The following is an 18042-nucleotide window of genomic DNA, read 5'->3' as shown; positions in this document are numbered from 1 at the left end:
CCCCATGACGCTGCCCGACCGCTTCATCGACCACAACACGCAGGACGCCCAGTATCGCGAGGCCGGACTCGACGCCACCGCCATCGCAGCCACCGCCCTGCACGCTCTGGGCGTGGCCTCGTCACAGCAGACGGCCTGATCCGGCCGCCGCGATCATGGCCAAGCAGCGTGCGGACCAGATGCTGGTCGACCGGGGCATGGTGGAAAGCCGTGCCCGCGCCCAGGCGCTGATCCTGGCCGGGGTGGTCTATACGGGCGACCGGCGCGTGGCCAAGGCGGGCGAGCAATTGCCCGAGGACGCCCCGCTGCTGCTGAAGGGCCAGGATCACCCCTGGGTCTCGCGCGGCGGCGTCAAGCTGGCGCACGCGCTGGAGCATTTCGGCCTGGACCCGGCAGGCGCGGTGGCGCTGGATGTCGGCGCCTCGACGGGCGGCTTTACCGACGTGCTGCTGACGCACGGCGCCACGCGCGTCTTCGCCGTCGATGTCGGGCACGGGCAGCTGGCGTGGAAGCTGCGCAGCGACCCGCGCGTGGTGGTGCTGGAAAAATGCAACGCCCGCACCCTGGACACGGCGACCATTCCCGATCCGATCGACGTGCTGGTGTGCGATGCCAGCTTCATCGGCCTGCGCACGGTCCTGCCCGCCGGGCTGGCCCTGTGCCGGCCGGGCGCCTGGGCCGTGGCGCTGATCAAGCCGCAATTCGAAGCCGGGCGCGAGGCCGTGGGCGCCAAGGGCGTGGTGCGCGACCCCGCGGTGCACGATGCGGTCTGCGCCATGATCCGCGAATGGTGGTCCGCCCTGCCCGGCTGGACCGTGCTGGGGGTCGAGCCCAGCCCGATCACCGGCCCCGAGGGCAACCGCGAATTCCTGATCGCCGCGCGGCGGGATACAGAGTAAATTCCCCCTTTTCCGTGAGAATGTGATAGGCAGCGCGGATTCAGCCATTTCGCGCCGCGATAATGCGTGGCGCCTGCCCGATGAGTAGCCGTTCATGACCGCCGTTTCCGCCCAAGCGCCCCAGCCCCCCGCAGAGACCGGCCTGGCCGCCTCGCTCACCGAGGTCGAGCGTCGGCGCATCCTGGCGAAATCGGCCCTGTTCGCCCCGCCGACCGGCATGCTGCCCGACGGGCGGCGCGACCTGGTCGGCCTGTCGCGCGAGGAACTGACCGAGGCGCTGGTCGAAATCGGCGAAAAGCCGTTCCGCACCAAGCAGCTCTGGCACTGGCTCTACCATCAGGGCGTGACCGATTTCGCGCGCATGAGCTCGATCGCCAAGCCGTTGCAGGCCAAACTGGCCGAACGCTTCGTCATCGGCCGCCCCGAAGCGACCACGGTCCAGACCTCGAACGACGAGACCCGCAAGTTCCTCTTCCGCTTCCGCGACGGGCAGGAGGCCGAGACGGTCTATATTCCCGACCGGCGCGAGGATCGCGGCGCGGTCTGCATCTCGTCGCAGGTCGGCTGCACGCTCTCCTGCACCTTCTGCCATACCGGCACGCAGAAGCTGGTGCGCAACCTGGGCGCGGCCGAGATCGTCGGCCAGTTCATGGCGGCGCGCGACAGCTACGGCGAATGGCCCAGCCCCAGGGGCGAGACCCCGCGCCTGCTGTCGACCATCGTGCTGATGGGCATGGGCGAGCCGCTGTACAATTACGAAAATGTCGCCAAGGCGATGAAGATCGTCATGGATGGCGAGGGCATCGGCCTGTCGCGCCGCCGCATCACCCTGTCTACCTCGGGCGTGGTACCGATGATGGACCAGTGCGGGTCCGAACTCGGCATCAACCTCGCGATTTCGCTGCACGCCGTGCGCAACGACCTGCGCGACGAGATCGTGCCGCTGAATCGCAAATACCCGATCGAGGAACTGATCGCCGCCTGCCGCCGCTATCCCGCCGCCAGCAATGCGCGGCGCATCACGTTTGAATACATCATGCTACGCGGCGTGAATGACAGCGAGGCCGATGCCCGCGAACTGGTGCGGCTGATCGCCGGCATCCCGGCCAAGGTCAACCTGATCCCGTTCAACCCGTGGCCCGGCAGCGACTACCGGCCCTCGACGCGCGAGCAACTGGCCAAATTCGCCCAGATCGTGATGGATGCCGGCTTCGCCTCGCCCATCCGCATGCCGCGCGGCCGCGACATCCTGGCCGCGTGCGGGCAGTTGCGCACCGAAAGCCAGCGCGAACGCCGCACCCTGCCGGCCTGACATCCGGCAGCCGGCAGGCCCGCATTTCGGGCAGGCCCCCGCTGGCACCATTTTCCATCCGATGCTAGGACGCGGGGATCAGGCGGCACGCCGCCCGCACTCTTTCAGCCCTTCAGATTCGACGACAGGAGATCCCGTTCCATGGCCGCAAAGGACGTCAAGAAGGTCGTGCTCGCCTATTCGGGCGGTCTCGATACGTCCGTGATTCTGCGCTGGCTGCAGACCACCTATGGCTGCGAGGTCGTGACCTTCACCGCCGACCTGGGCCAGGGCGAGGAGCTGGAGCCGGCGCGCAGGAAGGCCGAGATGTTCGGCGTGAAGGAAATCTTCGTCGAGGACCTGCGCGAGACCTTCGTGAAGGACTTCGTCTTTCCGATGTTCCGCGCCAACACGCTGTACGAGGGCCAGTACCTGCTGGGCACCTCGATCGCCCGTCCGCTGATCGCCCAGCGCCAGATCGAGATCGCCGAGGCCGTCGGGGCCGACGCCGTCGCCCATGGCGCGACCGGCAAGGGCAACGACCAGGTGCGCTTCGAACTCGCCTATTACGCGCTGAAGCCCGACGTGACGGTGATTGCCCCCTGGCGGGAGTGGGACCTGACCTCGCGCACCCGCCTGCTGGCCTTCGCCGAGGAACACCAGATCCCCATCGCCAAGGACAAGCGCGGCGAGGCCCCGTTCTCGGTCGATGCCAACCTCCTGCACTCGTCGTCGGAAGGCAAGCTGCTGGAAGACCCGGCCGAGGCACCGGACGAGATCGTGTTCCAGCGCACCATCTCGCCCGAGGCCGCGCCGGATGTCGCGACCGAGATCGCGATCGATTTCGTCGCGGGCGATCCGGTGGCGCTGAACGGCGTCACCCTGTCGCCGGCCACCCTGCTGGCGCGGCTGAACGATCTGGGCAAGGCCAACGGCATCGGCCGGCTGGACCTGGTGGAAAACCGCTTCGTCGGCATGAAGTCGCGCGGCATCTACGAAACGCCGGGCGGCACCATCCTGCTGACGGCGCATCGCAGCATGGAATCCATCACGCTGGACCGCGAGGCCGGGCACCTGAAGGACAGCCTGATGCCGCGCTATGCCGAGATCATCTATAATGGCTTCTGGTTCTCGCCCGAGCGCCGGATGCTCCAGGCCCTGATCGACGAAAGCCAGCATTCGGTGACCGGCCGAGTGCGGCTGAAGCTCTACAAGGGCAACGTGATCTGCGTCGGCCGCGAGAGCCCCAACAGCCTGTACGATACCCGCGTCGTGACCTTCGAGGACGACGAGGGCGCATACAACCAGGCCGATGCCCAGGGCTTCATCAAGCTCAACGCGCTGCGCCTGCGCCTTGGGGCCCAGATCGGACGCCGGGGCGGCGCGCTGTAAGCGCCGCACCCTCTCCTGCCCTTCCATTTCCGCCAAACCGAGGTGTCATGAAACGTCTGTCCCGCGTCACTTCCCTCCTCCTGGCATCCGCGACCGCCCTGTCGCTGGCGGCGTGCGGCGCACGCCCCGAGGAATCCAAGCCGGACATGACGCCCGAGCAGTACATGGCCAAGATCCGGGCCGAGCCCGGCGTGCAGAGCCTGCCCGACGGACTGGCCTACAAGGTGCTGGAGAGCGGCCCCAAGGACGGGCAGAGCCCGTCGCCCGGCGACGGGATGATGGTGATCTACGAAGGCCGCCTGCCCGAGGGCGGAATCTTCGACAGTTCCGACCAGCACGGCAAGGGCTCGTATATGCAGATGCCGCTGGACGGCGTCATCAAGGGCTGGATGGAAGCCCTGCCCCTGATGCATGTGGGCGATACTTGGATGCTCTACGTACCGCCCGAACTGGGTTACGGCCATCGTTCGATGGGCATCATCCCCGCCGACAGCCCGCTGATCTTCAAGATCCAGCTTCTGGGCGTCTCGAAACAGTAAGCGCGGGGCGCGCGCCGATATGCACACCCGCATGATACGGCGCGCGCGTTCCCTCGCCCCGCTCGTCGCGGGCCTTCTGGGCCTGCTGGCGACGGACGGCTGCTCGTCGCACCGCCCGCTCGGTCAGGCGCGCTACCGCACCAATTGCGGAATCTGCCACCATGGCGGCGAAGGCATGCTGGGGGAAATCCCGCCTCTGACCGGGCGGATCGACCGGATCGCCCGTACGCCGGAAGGGCGGCATTATCTGGTCGACGTGCTGCTGAACGGCCTCAACGGCCCGCTGGTGGCCAATGGCGGACGGTACAATTTCTCCATGCCATCCTTCCGCCGCCTGTCCGATACCGAAATCGCGGCGATCCTGACCTATCTCTCCGCCAGCGGCGGGCAGGCCGACCCGCCCACCTTCCAGCCCGGCGATGTCGCGGCGCAGCGTGGGCAGGCCCCGGGTCCCTCCCGCGTGGCGGACGAACGGCGGGCACTGGACCACCTCCATCCACTGCCCTGACCCTTGCCCCGAAACCCGGATGTCGTGATCGCCGACCGGCTTGACCGGATCGGGTCCGACGCCTGAAAAGAACCCTCATGCAACGCATATTCTCCGGCATTCAGCCGACCGGCATTCCGCAGTTGGGCAATTATCTGGGCGCGATCCGCAACTGGGTCGCGCTGCAGGCCGATCACGAGTGCATTTTCTGCCTCGTGGACCTGCACGCCATCACCGTGTGGCAGGACCCGGAGGCCCTGCGCCAGCAGACGCTGGCCCAGACCGCCGTCCTGCTGGCCGCCGGCATCGACCCCAAGGCCCATATCCTGTTCAACCAGTCCGCCGTCACCGCTCATGCGCGGCTGGGCTGGATCTTCAACTGCGTGTCGCGGCTGGGCTGGCTGAACCGCATGACGCAGTTCAAGGACAAGGCCGGCAAGGACCGCGAGAACCATTCGGCCGGGCTGTACGTGTATCCCAACCTGATGGCCGCCGACATCCTGGCCTACAAGGCGACGCGGGTGCCGGTGGGCGACGACCAGCGCCAGCACCTGGAACTGGCCAACGACATCGCGCAGAAATTCAACCACGATTACGGCGTGGAGTTCTTCCCGGCGATCGAGGCACTGATACCGCCCGCCGCCGCGCGCATCATGAGCCTGCGCGACGGCACGAAGAAAATGTCCAAATCCGACCCATCGGCCCAGAGCCGCATCGAGATGACCGACGATGCCGACACGATCGCGCTGAAGATCCGCCGCGCCAAGACCGACCCCGAGCCCCTGCCCACCGAAACGGCAGGCTTGCAGGACCGGCCCGAGGCGCGCAACCTGGTCGATATCTACGCCGCCCTGGCCGGCATCACGGCGGCCGAGGTGCTGGCCCGCCATGGCGGCGAAGGGTTCGGCCCCTTCAAGACCGCGCTGACCGAGGTACTGGTCCAGGCCGTGGTGCCGATCGCCGAGGAAACCAGGCGCCTGCTGGACGCACCGGACCATTTGCGCGCGGTGCTGCGCGACGGCGCCGGGCGCGCGGCGGAAATCGCCGAACCCATCGTCAGCGAAGCCGAACGCCTTGTCGGCTTCCTGAAATAGGAAACACACCCCATGCGCCAGGCCCTGCATCGTCTCGACATCCCGACCCGCGGCAAAGGGCTGGTGATGTTTACCGATGCGGCCCGGCAATGGGTTGCGGAGACCGGCATCGAGACCGGGCTGCTGACGATCTGGTGCCGGCACACCTCGGCCTCGCTGACGGTGCAGGAAAACGCCGACCCCACGGTACGCGAGGACATCAAACGCTTCTTCGAGGCGCTAGTCCCCGAAGCCCCGGGGCGCTACATCCACGACGATGAAGGCCCCGACGACATGCCCGCGCACTTGCGGAGCATGCTGACCCAGACCCAGCTTTCAATCCCGGTTGCCGACGGGCAACCGGTGCTGGGAACGTGGCAGGGCCTCTACCTGTTCGAGCACCGCCGCCAGCCCCACCGGCGGCAGCTTATCCTTCACCTGATCGGCGAATAGACGGTCACCACGCCGGAACCAGGAACCGCGCCGGGCAATTATCCTGCGCCTCGGGCGCGCGGAAGAAGGCGCCGGGGCGCGGGAACTCGGCCACCCGCTCGCGCTTCAGGGTGAACCAGAGCTGGGTCAGCACGTCGCGGCCCGCATGATCGTGCTCGCAGCGAAGCTGAAGCGCGCGATCCGTCCTGGTATGGAACGTGGCACCAAATGCTTCCATCACCGCATCCCGGGTGACGACCTGCCCCTGCCATCCCTGCAAGGCAGCGCCGAAATCGGACTGCGCGACCAGCGCGCGCATTTCCAGCGCGGTGTGGAAGAACGTCTCGGCCGGAATGCCGAAACATTGGACATGCTTGTGATATTCATGGTCGACTAGGCTGTCGGGCAGATGCGCCACACTCTGCTCCAGCGCCTGCCTCGTCGCGCTGCCGACGGCGACGGGTGCCGTGGAATCCTGCCCCGGATAGATGTCGCATCCGGCGGCCCACCAGCGCTGCGGGGGCACGCCCGCGGCAATCAGCGGCTGGGGCCGTGACGCCCACAGCCCATGCAGCCCGATCAGCGGTGCCTTCGGCTGGTCGGGCCGGCAACCGGGCCCGCTGGCGCAGAAGCCCGGCTGCCAGGTCAGCGCCAGCGTATAATGGCCGAAATCCCCATGCGCGGGCGGACTGATCACGCTATCCGCCACCGGCAAGGCGGGCCGCACCGCGGTCGGCGCACAGCCCGTCATCGCGGCCGCCAGAATAAGACCGCCGAGCGCACCGCGCACGCGATGCGCCATACGATGATATGCCGTGCTCATCGGGCCCTTTCGGTCTATCGGCACAGGATCGCCGCGTGATGGGTCAGATGATCCTGGATGAAGGACTGGATGAACCAGTAGGAATGGTCGTAGTCCGCATGGCGGCGCAGGATCAGCTTCTGCCCGGCCGCCTTCGCGGCTTCCTCCAGATGCCAGGGCTGCAATTGCGCATCGAGGAACTGGTCCGCATCGCCCTGGTCCACCAGGATGGTCGTCGGGTGGGTCCGGCCCGCCTGTAGCAGCAGGGTCGCGTCATGGGCCGCCCAGGTCGCGCGGTCCGGCCCCAGATAACCGGTAAAGGCCTTCTCGCCCCACGGCACCGCCGCCGGATGGACGATCGGCGCAAAGGCCGAAACCGATTTCCAGCGGTCGGGCGCGCGCAGCGCATGCACCAGCGCGCCATGGCCGCCCATCGAATGGCCCATGATCCCGCGCCGCGTGCCGTCCAGCGGAAAACTGGCCTCGGTCAGCGCGGGCAGTTCCTCGGCAATATAGGTGCCCATCCGGTAATGACCGGCCCAGGGCGCCTGCGTCGCGTCCAGATAGAACCCGGCCCCGCTGCCGAAATCGTAGCTGTCATCCTCGCCGGCAATGCCCGCCCCCCGGGGCGAGGTATCCGTCGCGACCAGCGCGATCCGGTACTCCGCCGCGAAGCGCACCGCGTTCGCCTTGATCAGGAACGTTTCCTCGGTACAGGTCAGGCCGGCCAGCAGGTGGATGACCGGCACCGGGGCGGTCGCCGACGCGCCATCGGGCACGAAGACGGCGAAGCGTGCCTCCAGCCCCAGACTGTCGGACTGGTGGCTGTAGAAGCCCAGCGTGCCGCCGCAACAGGCATGGGTGGCGCGGGTCGTGATCGCCATGCTCAGAACTCGACGACGGTGCGGATGCTCTCGCCGCGCGTCATCATGTCGAAGCCCTCGTTGATCTTCTCCAGCGGCAGAGTGTGGGTGATCAGGCTGTCGATGTCGATCTTGCCGTCCATGTACCAGTCCACGATCTTCGGCACGTCGGTGCGCCCGCGTGCCCCGCCGAAGGCCGAGCCGATCCAGCGGCGACCGGTGACGAGCTGGAACGGGCGGGTGCTGATCTCCTGCCCCGCGCTGGCCACGCCGATGATGGTGGAAACGCCCCAGCCGCGATGCGAACATTCCAGCGCCTGGCGCATCAGGGTCGGGTTGCCCACGCACTCGAAGGAATAATCGGCCCCGCCGCCCGTCAGCTCGACCAGGTGCCCCACCACGTCGCCGTTCGGGCCCAGATCCTTCGGGTTGACGAAATGGGTCATGCCGAACTTGCGCGCCATCTCCTCGCGCGCCGGGTTGATGTCCACGCCCACGATCATGTCGGCGCCGACCATCTTGGCCCCCTGGATGACGTTCAGCCCGATCCCGCCCAGGCCGAACACCACCACGGTCGATCCGGTCTCGACCTTGGCGGTGAACAGCACGGCGCCGATGCCCGTGGTCACGCCGCAGCCGATATAGCAGACCTTGTCGAACGGGGCGTCGGGGCGGATCTTGGCCAACGCGATCTCGGGCAGCACCGTGTAGTTCGCGAAGGTCGAGCAGCCCATGTAATGGTGGATCGGCCGCCCCTTGTAGGAAAAGCGGCTGGTGCCATCCGGCATCACGCCCTTGCCCTGGGTCGCGCGGATGGCGGTGCACAGGTTGGTCTTGCGCGACAGGCAGGATTTACATTCTCGGCATTCAGGCGTGTAGAGCGGGATCACATGGTCGCCGGGCTTCAGGTGCTTCACGTCCGGCCCGACCTCGACGACCACGCCGGCGCCCTCATGCCCCAGGATGGCCGGAAACAGCCCTTCCGGATCGGCGCCGGACAGGGTGTATTTGTCGGTATGGCACAGGCCGGTGGCCTTGATCTCGACCAGTACCTCGCCCGCCTTCGGGCCCTCAAGCTGCACCGTCTCGATCTCGAGTGGCCTGCCTGCCTCGAATGCGACCGCCGCCCTTACGTCCATGATCGTGCCTCTCCAGAGTCGTGGATCGAAATTATCCGCATCATAAAGGGTGCCATCTCGGGAAGGGTCAATGCCGCCCGGCGGATTTGCAACAGAGAATGTCGCGACTGTCACAAAATCCGTCTTTCCGTTCAGGCTGTTGTCTTTCCCGGGGGCGTCGTCAGTATGGCGTCGGCTGCTCGGTGCTCCGGGTTCGCGAACGCATCCAGTCCTGAGGGAGAAAGCATCGATGATCGTCGACCGGCGGATCGGATTATTCATCCTGATGCGCGAAAGCCTGCTGACCCTGGCACTCCTGGGGGCATGGGACGTCTTCGTCGTCGTCATGTTCCAGGTCTTTCACCAGGACTGGATGGAACAGCCGACCCTGCCGGTCTCCCTGCTGGGCTCGGCCGTCGCGCTGTTCCTGGGCGTGCGCAACAACGCCGCCTACGGACGGTGGTGGGAGGCACGGACGCTGTGGGGCGCGATCACCAACAATTGCCGCTCGTTCGGGCGCCAGGCCGGGTCCCTGCTGGGCGGCCGGCCCGACCTGGCCAGCGCCATGGCGGCCTACCCGTATGCGCTGCGCAGCGCCCTGGGGCGGCTGGACAGCTCGGCCGATATCGCCCGGCTGCTGCCGCCCGAGATGCAGACCGCCATCGTGGGCATGAACAACCAGCCCAACGCCATCCTGTACCAGATTGGCCTGGCGGTGAACGAGGAAGTCGCCCGCCAGGGGATCGACGGCGCCGTCCATGGCCAGATCGATCGCATCCTGTCCGACCTGGCCAATGCGCAGGGTGGGCTGGAGCGCATCCGCAATACGCCGCTGGCCATCCAGTTCTCGCTGATCCCCCGGCTGGTGGCCAACATGTTCTGCGTCGTACTGCCACTGTCGATGGTACAGACCCTGGGGTGGATCACCCCCCTGGGCTCATCGCTGGTCGGGCTGCTGTTCGTGGCGCTGGACAAGATCGGCAGCGACCTGCAGGACCCGTTCGACAATTCGCCCCATGCCATGCCGATGCTGACCATGGCCCGCACGATCGAGATCGACCTGCTGCAACCCGTCCGCATCCCGGTCGGCGGCCCGATCGCCCCCGTGGGCGGCGTGCAGTCCTGAGCGTCTCACGGGGCGGCCATCATCCGAGGATCGAGACAGAATAGGAAAATTGTGATATAACTACCCGGATGAGCATGTTCAGAACGACCCCCAAGGGCGGTGTGACCGACGCAATGGCGCGCACCGCCGCTGCCACAACCGCCGCGCAGGCCAAGACCAAGGTCAAGGACGAAGATCCCTTCCGCGAGGGCGACGCCATCGTCTACGCCGCCCACGGTGTCGGACGGGTGGATCGCATCGGTATCGACGAAATCGCGGGCACCAAGCTGGAAATGATCCAGATCTCGTTCCCCGGCAACCAGATGACGTTGCGTATCCCGCTGACCAAGGCGCGCAAGGCCGGCCTCCGCAAGATCGTCTCGCGTGAGATCGTGGACAAGGCGATGGCCATCATCAAGGGCAAGCCGCATGTCAGCCGCGGCATGTGGGCCCGCCGCGCCGTCGCCTACCAGGAAAAGATCAATTCCGGCGATCTGGTCCAGATCGCGGAAGTGCTGCGCGACCTGCGCCGCAATGTCGACAGCCTGGACGGCAGCTTCAGCGAGCGCAAGCTGTTCGAAGCGGCGCAGGAACGCTTCGTGGCCGAAGTCGCGGTGCTGGAAGGCAAGGAGCCGGCCGCGGTGCTGGAATCCCTGACGGCGGCTATGAAAGCCGCCTGATCCCCGCCCGGCCCCGCGATCCGCCGGGGCCGGAGAGTTTACATGTTCATGCTCCGCCTGGCCCCGTGGCCGCCGGCGCGCGGGTTTCGCCCCGCCGCCAGCGACGGGTCGCCAGGCGCCATGACAGGACCAGCCCCGCCTTCTGCTGCGCCAGCCACCCGCCGCTGACCAGCGCCTGCTCGGCCTTCGGGTCGCCGGTCTCCACCACATCGTGCGAGAAATTCGCCGTGCGCAGCGCCATGTCCCACCAGGGAAACACCGCGCCGTAATTGCACGAGCGCCGCCCGGCAGACCGCAATCCGTGATGCACCCGGTGAAAGTGCGGCGAGACCAGGATCCGCTCGCCCAGCCAGCCGAACCCGACCCGCGTATTGGCGTGCGACAGGCTTTCGACCAGCCGCAGGAACAGGATCAGCAACGGAAACTGCAACGGCGGCACGCCGATCAGCAGCCCGACCGCGATGGCCCAGATATAGGACGTGACATCGTCGAGCAGATGATTGCGGTCGTCGGACCAGAAGGTCATCTGCGTCTGCGCATGATGCAGCGCATGCAGCCCGTACCACCAGCCGAACACATGCGACAGCCGGTGCCGGACATATTCGGCAAAATCCAGGATCACCGCGTACAGGAAGAACGTCGCAACCGGCCAGTCCATCAGGGTCGGAAACACGCTCTCCAGCGTCGGCGGAATATAGCCGTGGTCGGTCAGCACGCCATTCAGCCAGGTCTGGATCTCGTAGAAGCCGAAGAACGTTACCAGCGGAAACAGGCCGATCCGCGCGATCAGCGTATAGACGATGTCCATGCCCACATTGTCGCGGTTCTCCCACCGGCGCAGGGGCCAGAACCGCTCCAGCGGCATGCAGATCGCCAGGTTCAGCACGACCTGCAACACGCCGTAGATCGCGAACATGGCCCACAGGAAGGACGTGTCCTCCCATTCCATCCACCCGAAACGGTAGAGGATCGGGATCAGCCAGTTTTCCTGGATCCATCCGGCAAGCCATGAAAATGGATCGATCATTGCCACCATCCTGTTGTCATGCACGCGACGACACCCGAAGGCCCGCACCCGCCAGGCACGGTTTAGGGTGACATGCCCGTTTCCATCAATACACCCCGACCATCGGCCGGGGGCGATTTTCCGGCCGGCTAGTAGTTGAACTGATAGGACAGGCCGACGCTGCTGCCCGGATCGTTCTCGGGCGTGGTAAAGCCGGTGACGTTGCCGCCGGTCCCCACGGTCGTATTCAGTTTCAGGCGCCGCGTCAGGTCGACCTGGACCTGCGCCTGGGTGCCCGACCCGCTGGTGGCCTGCTTCGCGCCGACATAAACGCCGCGCATCACGTATTTGCCCGCCTCGACACTGGTGCTGTTTCCGTTGCCGACACCCGATCCACCCGTCAGTTGCAGCCGGTCCAGCCCCAGCGTGCTGCGCACCTTGCCCAGCGGGTCGAAGGCCGAGCCGCCGGTCAGGGTCGCGACCGCCGCCGCGATTTCGGCCATCTGCGCGGTCGACAGCGACTGCGCGTCGGTACCGAACAGCAGCATCGCCATGATCTGGTCCTGCGACAGCGGCGGCGTGGACGAGAACGTGATCTTGGGCGCGCTGGCATAGCCGCCGACGATCAGTTGCGCGGTGCCGGCATTCGTCCCGCGCTCGGCCTCGAAATCCAGCGTCGGGTCGATCGCCTGGGTCACGCCCGTGCCGTTGAAGGCCACCTGGCCTTTCGTGAATTCCAGCGAAATGCCCGCCAGGTTGAAACTGCCCCGGCGCATCGTAAACGCGCCCGTGATGGCCGGGGCATCGGCCGTCCCCCCGACATGCAGCCGGCCGCTCATTTCCGCATCCAGCCCATGCCCGCGGACGAACATCTGCCCCGGCGAGGACGCGGCCACATCCAGCCCGACGACAAACCCGGCCCCGTCGGCCCCGGACGAAGGCGGCTTGTCGCCGGGGCGGATCACATCCAGCGTCGCGATCGACGGCGGCAGAGAACTGGGAATATTGATCTCGGCATGCGGGATGACCACCTGCCCCGCCACGTCCAGGCGCGACGCCAGCGCCCCCCTGACCGTCAGGTCGGCATTGACCTGCGCCGTGACCAGGTCGCTGGCCAAGGGGCGGGCATTCTTCGCCGTGATCCGCAGGTCGATGGGCAAGCCGGGCTGAAAGGCCCCCAGCGTTCCGTTGACGGCGATATTGCCCGGCCCCGCCGTGGCCGACAGGTTGTCGATCGTCAGCCGGTCATCCTGCGCGATGACTGTGCCCCGCATGTTCGACAGCTGGATTCCCTGCGCATAATCATGCACCTGCCCCCCGGTCAGGGTCACGGTTCCCGAGGCTTTCGGCGCCGACAACGCGCCCCGCAGCGCCAGCGACAGGCGGGCCACGCCCTCGACCTGCCGCCCCTGCGCGCCGAGATAGGCATTCGCCGCCGAAAGATCGACATGGCCATCGGCCTGCAACCCCATGGACCCGGCCGAACCGGTGGGCACGGTTCCGCGCACCGCCAGGTCCAGCAGCGATCCCGCATGCGCCGTGGCATCGATCCGCGCCTGGGTGCCCGCCAGTTGCGCGGTCGCATCCATGTTCAGCGGCGGCAGTGCACCGCTGAAATCGCTGTGATAGGCCAGTCCCCTCGCCGTCACCGTCACCGTGCCCTGGGGGCTGGCGGTGGTGCCGCGCAGGCTGGCCCGGGCGCTGATCGTCCCGTCGGCCCGCAGCGACGGCATGAAGGGCCGCGCGATGGCGGGCGTCAGGTTATCGACCGTCGCCGTCAGGCCCAGCGTGGGCTTCACGCTGCCGGCGACATCGATCCTGGCCGGCGCCACGCCGGGGGGCGCCAGCGTCAGGCGTAGGTGATCGACGCCGATCGCCTTGCCGAACCCGATCCGGGCCGGTTCCGTCAGGCGCACCGTCTCGCCTCGCGCATTGGCTTCCAGCGAGCGGATGGCAACCGACTGCGCCGGCGTATCGACGACCAGGCTGGTGGCCAGCGCCGCCGGGGCGCCGGCAAGCGCCTGGAAGGTCGCGTTGGCACCGATCGCCATCGCATCGCGCGGCCCGCGCGCGGTCACCCGCACATCGCCTGCCACGCCTGGGGCCGATACCCCGTCCAGCCGCAATGTCATGTCGGTCTGCGTCGTCCCCAGCGGATCGGTGACAGTGCCGGCCAGCGACAGGCTGCGCAGCCGCGCCCGCGCGCTGGCCAGATTACCGTCGATCGCCACCGTCACGACCGGCGGCCGGGTATCCTCCCCGGCTGTCGATCCCGGCTCGGCGGTGCGGATCGATGCTTTCAGCGCACCGGATACCGGCTGCCCCACAAGGCGCGACAGGTCGGCCAGCCGGTCCATCTGCACATCCAGCGTGCCCAGCGGCGTCACCCGATGCGGATTCAGCACCAGATGCCCGCTGCCCGACAGGCTCTTCCAGTCCAGATGCGCCAGATCGATGGTCCGCCGCCCCTGCGGGTCCTGCTCCAGGTCGGCGGCGATCGACAGCGGCGCCTCGTCCAGCGTCCCGCGCGCCATCAGGGTACCCTGCGGATGGCTGGGCAGATGATGGAAGACGGCATCGAGCATGATCGGCCCCACCGGCATCTCGGCGGTACCCAGTTGCCCCTCCAGATGCGCGGTGGCCGACAGGTCGCTCAGCGGCCCGTCGACCGCCAGCGTCAGCCCCGCCTGCCCACGCACCGCCGGCGAGGCCCGCCGCAGATCGTCGACCGCCAGTTGCGCGGTGGCATTCACCGCCGGGCCGGCCTTTCCGCCCGCGACCGGATCCGCCGTGGGGGCGCTCGTCCGGCTGCCCGATACCGCCAGATGCACCGCCTGCCCGTCCAGCGCCAGCCGGTCGATCCGCAGCAGGGCCGGATGGTCGCCGACCGCCTGCTGCATGGCCGCACGCAGCGAAATCTTGCCGTCGGCCCCTACCAGCGACACGGCCTGCCGCAGGCCGCCGGTGATCGACAGCGGTCCGTCCAGCGCCAGCGTGGCCGCATCACCCGGCCGCGCTGGCATGGCGAAGACGCCGTGCAGGCCCAGCCGGCCCGCCAGGTCGGTGCCTCCCGCCTCCGCCAGCGGCGCCAGCGCGGGCACGTCCAGGTCGAATGTCCCATGCGCCGGCGTCGCGGTCATCACCCGCCCCGCCAGATGCAGCAGCGTATGGTCCAGCCGGACATCCAGCGGCCAGCCCGCATCGTCGGGATGCAGGAACAGGTCCAGCGTCAGCGGCGCGGCAGCGAACAGGCCGGGATGGCTGCCGGGGATCGACAGCGCATCGATCGCGGCATGCACCCGCGCGTCCGAAGGCTGGCCGCCCGTCGCCTCATGCCCCTCGAAATCGACCAAGATCCGGCTGGCCGCCACCCCCGCCGCCATCGGCTGGTCCAGCGTCAGATGTCCTTGCCCGACCGGATGATGCACATCGCCCGACACATGCGCGTCCAGGACCAGATTCTGCCAGCCGATCCCGTCGCGCACAGTCATGTGGGGCGCACGCGCCATGATCGAAAGCTGAGATTTTACGTTTATAAAATCAACTATTCCATTGATATTAGATGATATATCACCAGACTTCAACGCGAATGCCAGATGGTTCGCGGTCCTCGGCCCGTCCAGGTCGAGCGCGAGATGCAGCGGGTCCAGCGGCTCCAGCCCCGACGTGCTGGCAAAACCGCCCGGCCCTTCGTCCGCCGCCAGATGCAGCCCGAGCCGCCCCGGCTCGATCTGCGTCCGCAGGGTCAACGCCCCCACGCGATCCAGGCGCTTCAGGGTCAGGTCGATCGCGGCGGTGGGCAGCGTCGCCACGCTCAGCCCATCCAGCACGGGCGCGAGATGGGCCAGGTGCGCAGTGCCATCGAGCGAAAACGCGGCATCGGTCCCCGCGAGCGCGGCGCCGACCTCGATCCGCCCGATATGGACGGCACGCAGGTCGATCGCCAGGTCGAAACTGCTGCCGCCCTTGCTGCTGGTGGTCGATTTCGTACCACTTTCCGCCTGAAGGCGCGGAATGGCCAGCCGCGCGATCGACAGCCGGTCGACCCGCGCCTGCCGGGCCAGCAGGTGGGTCGGCCGCCAGTCCAGTTCCAGCCCGTCGATCGACAGCCACGTTCCCTTGCGGTCGTTGAGCCCGATATGGGCAATGCGCAGCGCATCGGGGAAGCGGCCCGAAATCCCGTCCAGCGTCACCGCGCCGCCGGTCAGTTCCGCCGTCTGGCGCGCGATGGAATGGCGGCCCCACCCGGTATTGGCCACGATCAGGATCGCCACCAAGCCCAGCACCGCCACCGCCAGCGGCACGCCGGCCAGCAGGCCGAGGGTCCAGGCGACGATCCTGGGCCAGCGCCGCGCGCGTGCGGCAGGCGGGGGGGCAGCGGACGGGGGCGAAGTCTCCGGCGCCATCAGAAGGTTTCCCCCAGACCGAGATAGAGTTCCCACGTATCGCCGCGCTTCGGCCGGTTGAGCGGCACGGCCAGGTCCACCCTCACCGGGCCGATCGGCGTATAGTACCGCACGCCGGCACCCGCCCCGACCCGCAGCGTGCCCTGCAACGGCCGGCTGCCGGTGCCTACCTGGCCCGCATCCGCAAACACCGCTCCGCCGAAACTGCGGAACAGCCTCTGGCGGAATTCAACCGATCCGGCATCCATCGACGTGCCGCCGATCGCATATTTGCTGCCGGCGAACTGCGGCCCGACGCCCTGGTAGCGGAAGCCGCGCACGGTCGCGCTGCCGCCGGCATACAGGCGCTGGTCGGGCGGAATGTCGAAGGTCGAGGCCCCCTGCACGCTGCCCACGATGCCGCGCACCGCGATGACGCTGCGGCCGGGCCGGGAAATGCCCAGATGAGTCAGGTCGAAATAGGTCGAGGCATTCATCTGCATGATGGTGAAGAACGACATGCCGTCGACCAGCGAGGCCGAGGGCGTCACACTGGCGGCCACCCGGACGCCATGGGTGGCCGGGTCGATCGGGTTGTTCAGCCCGGTACTGTCATAGGTCGCCGACAGCGGCAGCGAAACGATGGTGTAATCGTTCACCATCCCCATCTGCTCGATCTGTTCCTGTTCGGCCTGCCCCTCGAACGACGCGGTCCAGCGCTGCCCCAGCTTGCGCACCACGCCCGCCCGCACCAGCAGCGCCGTCTGGCGATAGGAATAGAGAAGCTGGCGAATGCCTTCGACCCGCACGCTCAGATTCTGGTCCCGCGACCCGAAATCCGGCTTCATCAGGTCGACATAGACATCGTAGCCCAGCCCCTGCTGCGCCGATCCGCCCAGCCCCGTCACCAGGGCCGTCAGGCGCAGGCGCTCGGCATTGCCGAAGATGTTGCGATGCGTCCAGCTCACGCCGCCCCGCCCGCCCAGGTCGGTGGAATAGCCGCCCTGCACCGCCACCATCCGGACCTTGCCTTCCTTGAAGTCCAGCGACAGCGGCATCTGCTGGCCGGCCGTCAGCGGCGGCACGTCATTGACCTGCACGTCGGAAAACACGCCCAGCCCCGCTAGGTCCTGCCGGGCGGATTCGATCCGCGAGGGCTGGTACAGGTCGTTGGGATGCATGGTGATCCGCCGCGCGATATAGGCGGGGTGCGTGCGCGTCATGCCCGACAGGCTGATGGCACCGATGGTCACCACCGGGCCGCTCCGCACCGTATATTCGACATCCAGCGTGTTGGTCGCCGGCCGCAACCACGCCTTGGGCGTCTCGACCCGCGCCAGCGCGTGTCCTTCCTCCTTCAGTTCGGCCTGCAGGTTCGTCGCTGCCGCCAGCACGTCGGAGGCGACGGCCGGCTGGCCGGCCTTCACCCCGAACGCCTTGCTTTCCAGAGAATTGAGGACCACGGGCCCGGTCCCGTCGCCCGATGCCCGTACCAGCATCACATGGCCCAGCCGGAAGATCTCGCCCCGTGTCGGCGTAATCGTCACCTGCACGGCCTGCCCCTTGGGGATCGCCAGCAGCCATTCCGGCAGCCGCGGGTCGGCCCCGTCCATCGGGGCGGTGGGTGCGGCATTCTTCTCGCCACGGGGCCGCACGCTGATCCGGATCGTGGGGGCGTAATAGCCGTAGCTTTCCAGCGCGGTCCGCAACCGGCCGTAATCGTTGCGGATGCGCCCGGCCAGGGCGAACGGGCTGACGGCGTGGGTCTTCTGCAGGGACAGCAGGCTGGACGAGGCGCTGATCGCGGCATCCAGCTCGGCCGCGCCCGTCGGGGTGATGGTGGTGGTATAGGTCTGCGGGTCGGCACCCAGAACGCTATCGCCCGGCCAGCACAGCGCGATCGCAAGAACGCCCCCGGCAATGGCAGAACCGCTCCGGCGCGCGGGGTAGCCGTACCATGCGCCCCAGCC

At 67.7% G+C, this 18042-nt stretch carries 15 protein-coding genes; 9 read left to right on the top strand and 6 right to left on the bottom strand.

What is annotated here, in order from left to right; genetic code table 11:
* Positions 1-155 precede the first annotated feature (155 nt).
* From HLH27_RS07745 to HLH27_RS07715, 7 genes are all read left to right on the top strand, one after another.
* Positions 156-899: a TlyA family RNA methyltransferase gene (locus tag HLH27_RS07745; protein ID WP_182949244.1), complete on the top strand. Its 744-nt coding sequence runs from the start codon at positions 156-158 to the stop codon at positions 897-899.
* A gap of 94 nt (positions 900-993) precedes the next feature.
* The gene (rlmN, locus tag HLH27_RS07740) at positions 994-2211 is read left to right on the top strand and encodes a 23S rRNA (adenine(2503)-C(2))-methyltransferase RlmN (RefSeq protein WP_182949242.1); all 1218 of its coding nucleotides are present in this window, start codon (positions 994-996) and stop codon (positions 2209-2211) included.
* Positions 2212-2352: 141 nt separating this feature from the next.
* Complete coding sequence (locus HLH27_RS07735; RefSeq protein ID WP_182949241.1) at positions 2353-3582, top strand: argininosuccinate synthase; 1230 nt, start codon at positions 2353-2355, stop codon at positions 3580-3582.
* 47 nt (positions 3583-3629) lie between these two features.
* On the top strand, positions 3630-4121 hold the full coding sequence (locus tag HLH27_RS07730) for an FKBP-type peptidyl-prolyl cis-trans isomerase (protein ID WP_182949239.1): 492 nt from the start codon (positions 3630-3632) through the stop codon (positions 4119-4121).
* Between the two features lie 31 nt (positions 4122-4152).
* A complete protein-coding gene (locus HLH27_RS07725) occupies positions 4153-4629 on the top strand; it encodes a c-type cytochrome (protein WP_182949237.1) in 477 nt (158 codons plus the stop codon).
* 77 nt (positions 4630-4706) lie between these two features.
* Positions 4707-5702 carry a tryptophan--tRNA ligase gene (trpS, locus tag HLH27_RS07720; RefSeq protein WP_182949236.1) on the top strand — a complete coding sequence of 332 codons (996 nt, stop codon included), beginning with the start codon at positions 4707-4709 and terminating at the stop codon, positions 5700-5702.
* A gap of 12 nt (positions 5703-5714) precedes the next feature.
* Positions 5715-6134: a secondary thiamine-phosphate synthase enzyme YjbQ gene (locus HLH27_RS07715; RefSeq protein WP_182949234.1), complete on the top strand. Its 420-nt coding sequence runs from the start codon at positions 5715-5717 to the stop codon at positions 6132-6134.
* Positions 6135-6138: 4 nt separating this feature from the next.
* Here the strand turns inward: HLH27_RS07715 and HLH27_RS07710 are convergent, their stop codons facing one another.
* From HLH27_RS07710 to HLH27_RS07700, 3 genes are read right to left on the bottom strand one after another with little or no spacing between them, the layout of a single operon-like run.
* Positions 6139-6936 (bottom strand): ribonuclease T2 family protein, encoded by a 798-nt coding sequence (locus tag HLH27_RS07710; protein ID WP_246375610.1) that lies wholly within the window; start codon positions 6934-6936, stop codon positions 6139-6141.
* 14 nt (positions 6937-6950) lie between these two features.
* The gene (fghA, locus tag HLH27_RS07705; RefSeq protein ID WP_182949232.1) at positions 6951-7799 is read right to left on the bottom strand and encodes an S-formylglutathione hydrolase; all 849 of its coding nucleotides are present in this window, start codon (positions 7797-7799) and stop codon (positions 6951-6953) included.
* Positions 7800-7801: 2 nt separating this feature from the next.
* A complete protein-coding gene (locus HLH27_RS07700; protein ID WP_182949230.1) occupies positions 7802-8917 on the bottom strand; it encodes an S-(hydroxymethyl)glutathione dehydrogenase/class III alcohol dehydrogenase in 1116 nt (371 codons plus the stop codon).
* Between the two features lie 229 nt (positions 8918-9146).
* Between HLH27_RS07700 and HLH27_RS07695 the strand changes: the two genes are divergently transcribed.
* Positions 9147-10022: a bestrophin family protein gene (locus HLH27_RS07695; protein WP_182949229.1), complete on the top strand. Its 876-nt coding sequence runs from the start codon at positions 9147-9149 to the stop codon at positions 10020-10022.
* 68 nt (positions 10023-10090) lie between these two features.
* A complete protein-coding gene (locus HLH27_RS07690) occupies positions 10091-10681 on the top strand; it encodes a CarD family transcriptional regulator (protein WP_182949227.1) in 591 nt (196 codons plus the stop codon).
* A gap of 46 nt (positions 10682-10727) precedes the next feature.
* Here HLH27_RS07690 and HLH27_RS07685 read toward each other — a convergent pair whose 3' ends face one another.
* From HLH27_RS07685 to HLH27_RS07675, 3 genes are all read right to left on the bottom strand, one after another.
* On the bottom strand, positions 10728-11708 hold the full coding sequence (locus tag HLH27_RS07685) for a sterol desaturase family protein (RefSeq protein WP_182949225.1): 981 nt from the start codon (positions 11706-11708) through the stop codon (positions 10728-10730).
* Positions 11709-11836: 128 nt separating this feature from the next.
* A complete protein-coding gene (locus tag HLH27_RS07680; RefSeq protein WP_182949223.1) occupies positions 11837-16093 on the bottom strand; it encodes a translocation/assembly module TamB domain-containing protein in 4257 nt (1418 codons plus the stop codon).
* Positions 16093-17994: an autotransporter assembly complex protein TamA gene (locus HLH27_RS07675; RefSeq protein WP_182949323.1), complete on the bottom strand. Its 1902-nt coding sequence runs from the start codon at positions 17992-17994 to the stop codon at positions 16093-16095. Before HLH27_RS07675 ends, HLH27_RS07680 begins: the two co-directional genes overlap by 1 nt.
* Positions 17995-18042: the final 48 nt, after the last annotated feature.

Origin of the sequence: Gluconacetobacter takamatsuzukensis (genome assembly GCF_014174275.1) — a bacterium.
Classification (GTDB): domain Bacteria; phylum Pseudomonadota; class Alphaproteobacteria; order Acetobacterales; family Acetobacteraceae; genus Gluconacetobacter; species Gluconacetobacter takamatsuzukensis.
This window is presented reverse-complemented; position numbering and strand designations above follow the sequence as displayed.

Excerpts from the sequence above, each read along its gene's own strand:
- HLH27_RS07745 (WP_182949244.1), top strand. The coding sequence starts at position 156 with ATGGCCAAGCAGCGTGCGGACCAGATGCTGGTCGACCGGGGCATGGTG.
- rlmN (WP_182949242.1), top strand. The coding sequence starts at position 994 with ATGACCGCCGTTTCCGCCCAAGCGCCCCAGCCCCCCGCAGAGACCGGC.
- HLH27_RS07735 (WP_182949241.1), top strand. The coding sequence starts at position 2,353 with ATGGCCGCAAAGGACGTCAAGAAGGTCGTGCTCGCCTATTCGGGCGGT.
- HLH27_RS07730 (WP_182949239.1), top strand. The coding sequence starts at position 3,630 with ATGAAACGTCTGTCCCGCGTCACTTCCCTCCTCCTGGCATCCGCGACC.
- HLH27_RS07725 (WP_182949237.1), top strand. The coding sequence starts at position 4,153 with ATGATACGGCGCGCGCGTTCCCTCGCCCCGCTCGTCGCGGGCCTTCTG.
- trpS (WP_182949236.1), top strand. The coding sequence starts at position 4,707 with ATGCAACGCATATTCTCCGGCATTCAGCCGACCGGCATTCCGCAGTTG.
- HLH27_RS07715 (WP_182949234.1), top strand. The coding sequence starts at position 5,715 with ATGCGCCAGGCCCTGCATCGTCTCGACATCCCGACCCGCGGCAAAGGG.
- HLH27_RS07710 (WP_246375610.1), bottom strand. The coding sequence starts at position 6,936 with ATGAGCACGGCATATCATCGTATGGCGCATCGCGTGCGCGGTGCGCTC.
- fghA (WP_182949232.1), bottom strand. The coding sequence starts at position 7,799 with ATGGCGATCACGACCCGCGCCACCCATGCCTGTTGCGGCGGCACGCTG.
- HLH27_RS07700 (WP_182949230.1), bottom strand. The coding sequence starts at position 8,917 with ATGGACGTAAGGGCGGCGGTCGCATTCGAGGCAGGCAGGCCACTCGAG.
- HLH27_RS07695 (WP_182949229.1), top strand. The coding sequence starts at position 9,147 with ATGATCGTCGACCGGCGGATCGGATTATTCATCCTGATGCGCGAAAGC.
- HLH27_RS07690 (WP_182949227.1), top strand. The coding sequence starts at position 10,091 with ATGAGCATGTTCAGAACGACCCCCAAGGGCGGTGTGACCGACGCAATG.
- HLH27_RS07685 (WP_182949225.1), bottom strand. The coding sequence starts at position 11,708 with ATGATCGATCCATTTTCATGGCTTGCCGGATGGATCCAGGAAAACTGG.
- HLH27_RS07680 (WP_182949223.1), bottom strand. The coding sequence starts at position 16,093 with ATGGCGCCGGAGACTTCGCCCCCGTCCGCTGCCCCCCCGCCTGCCGCA.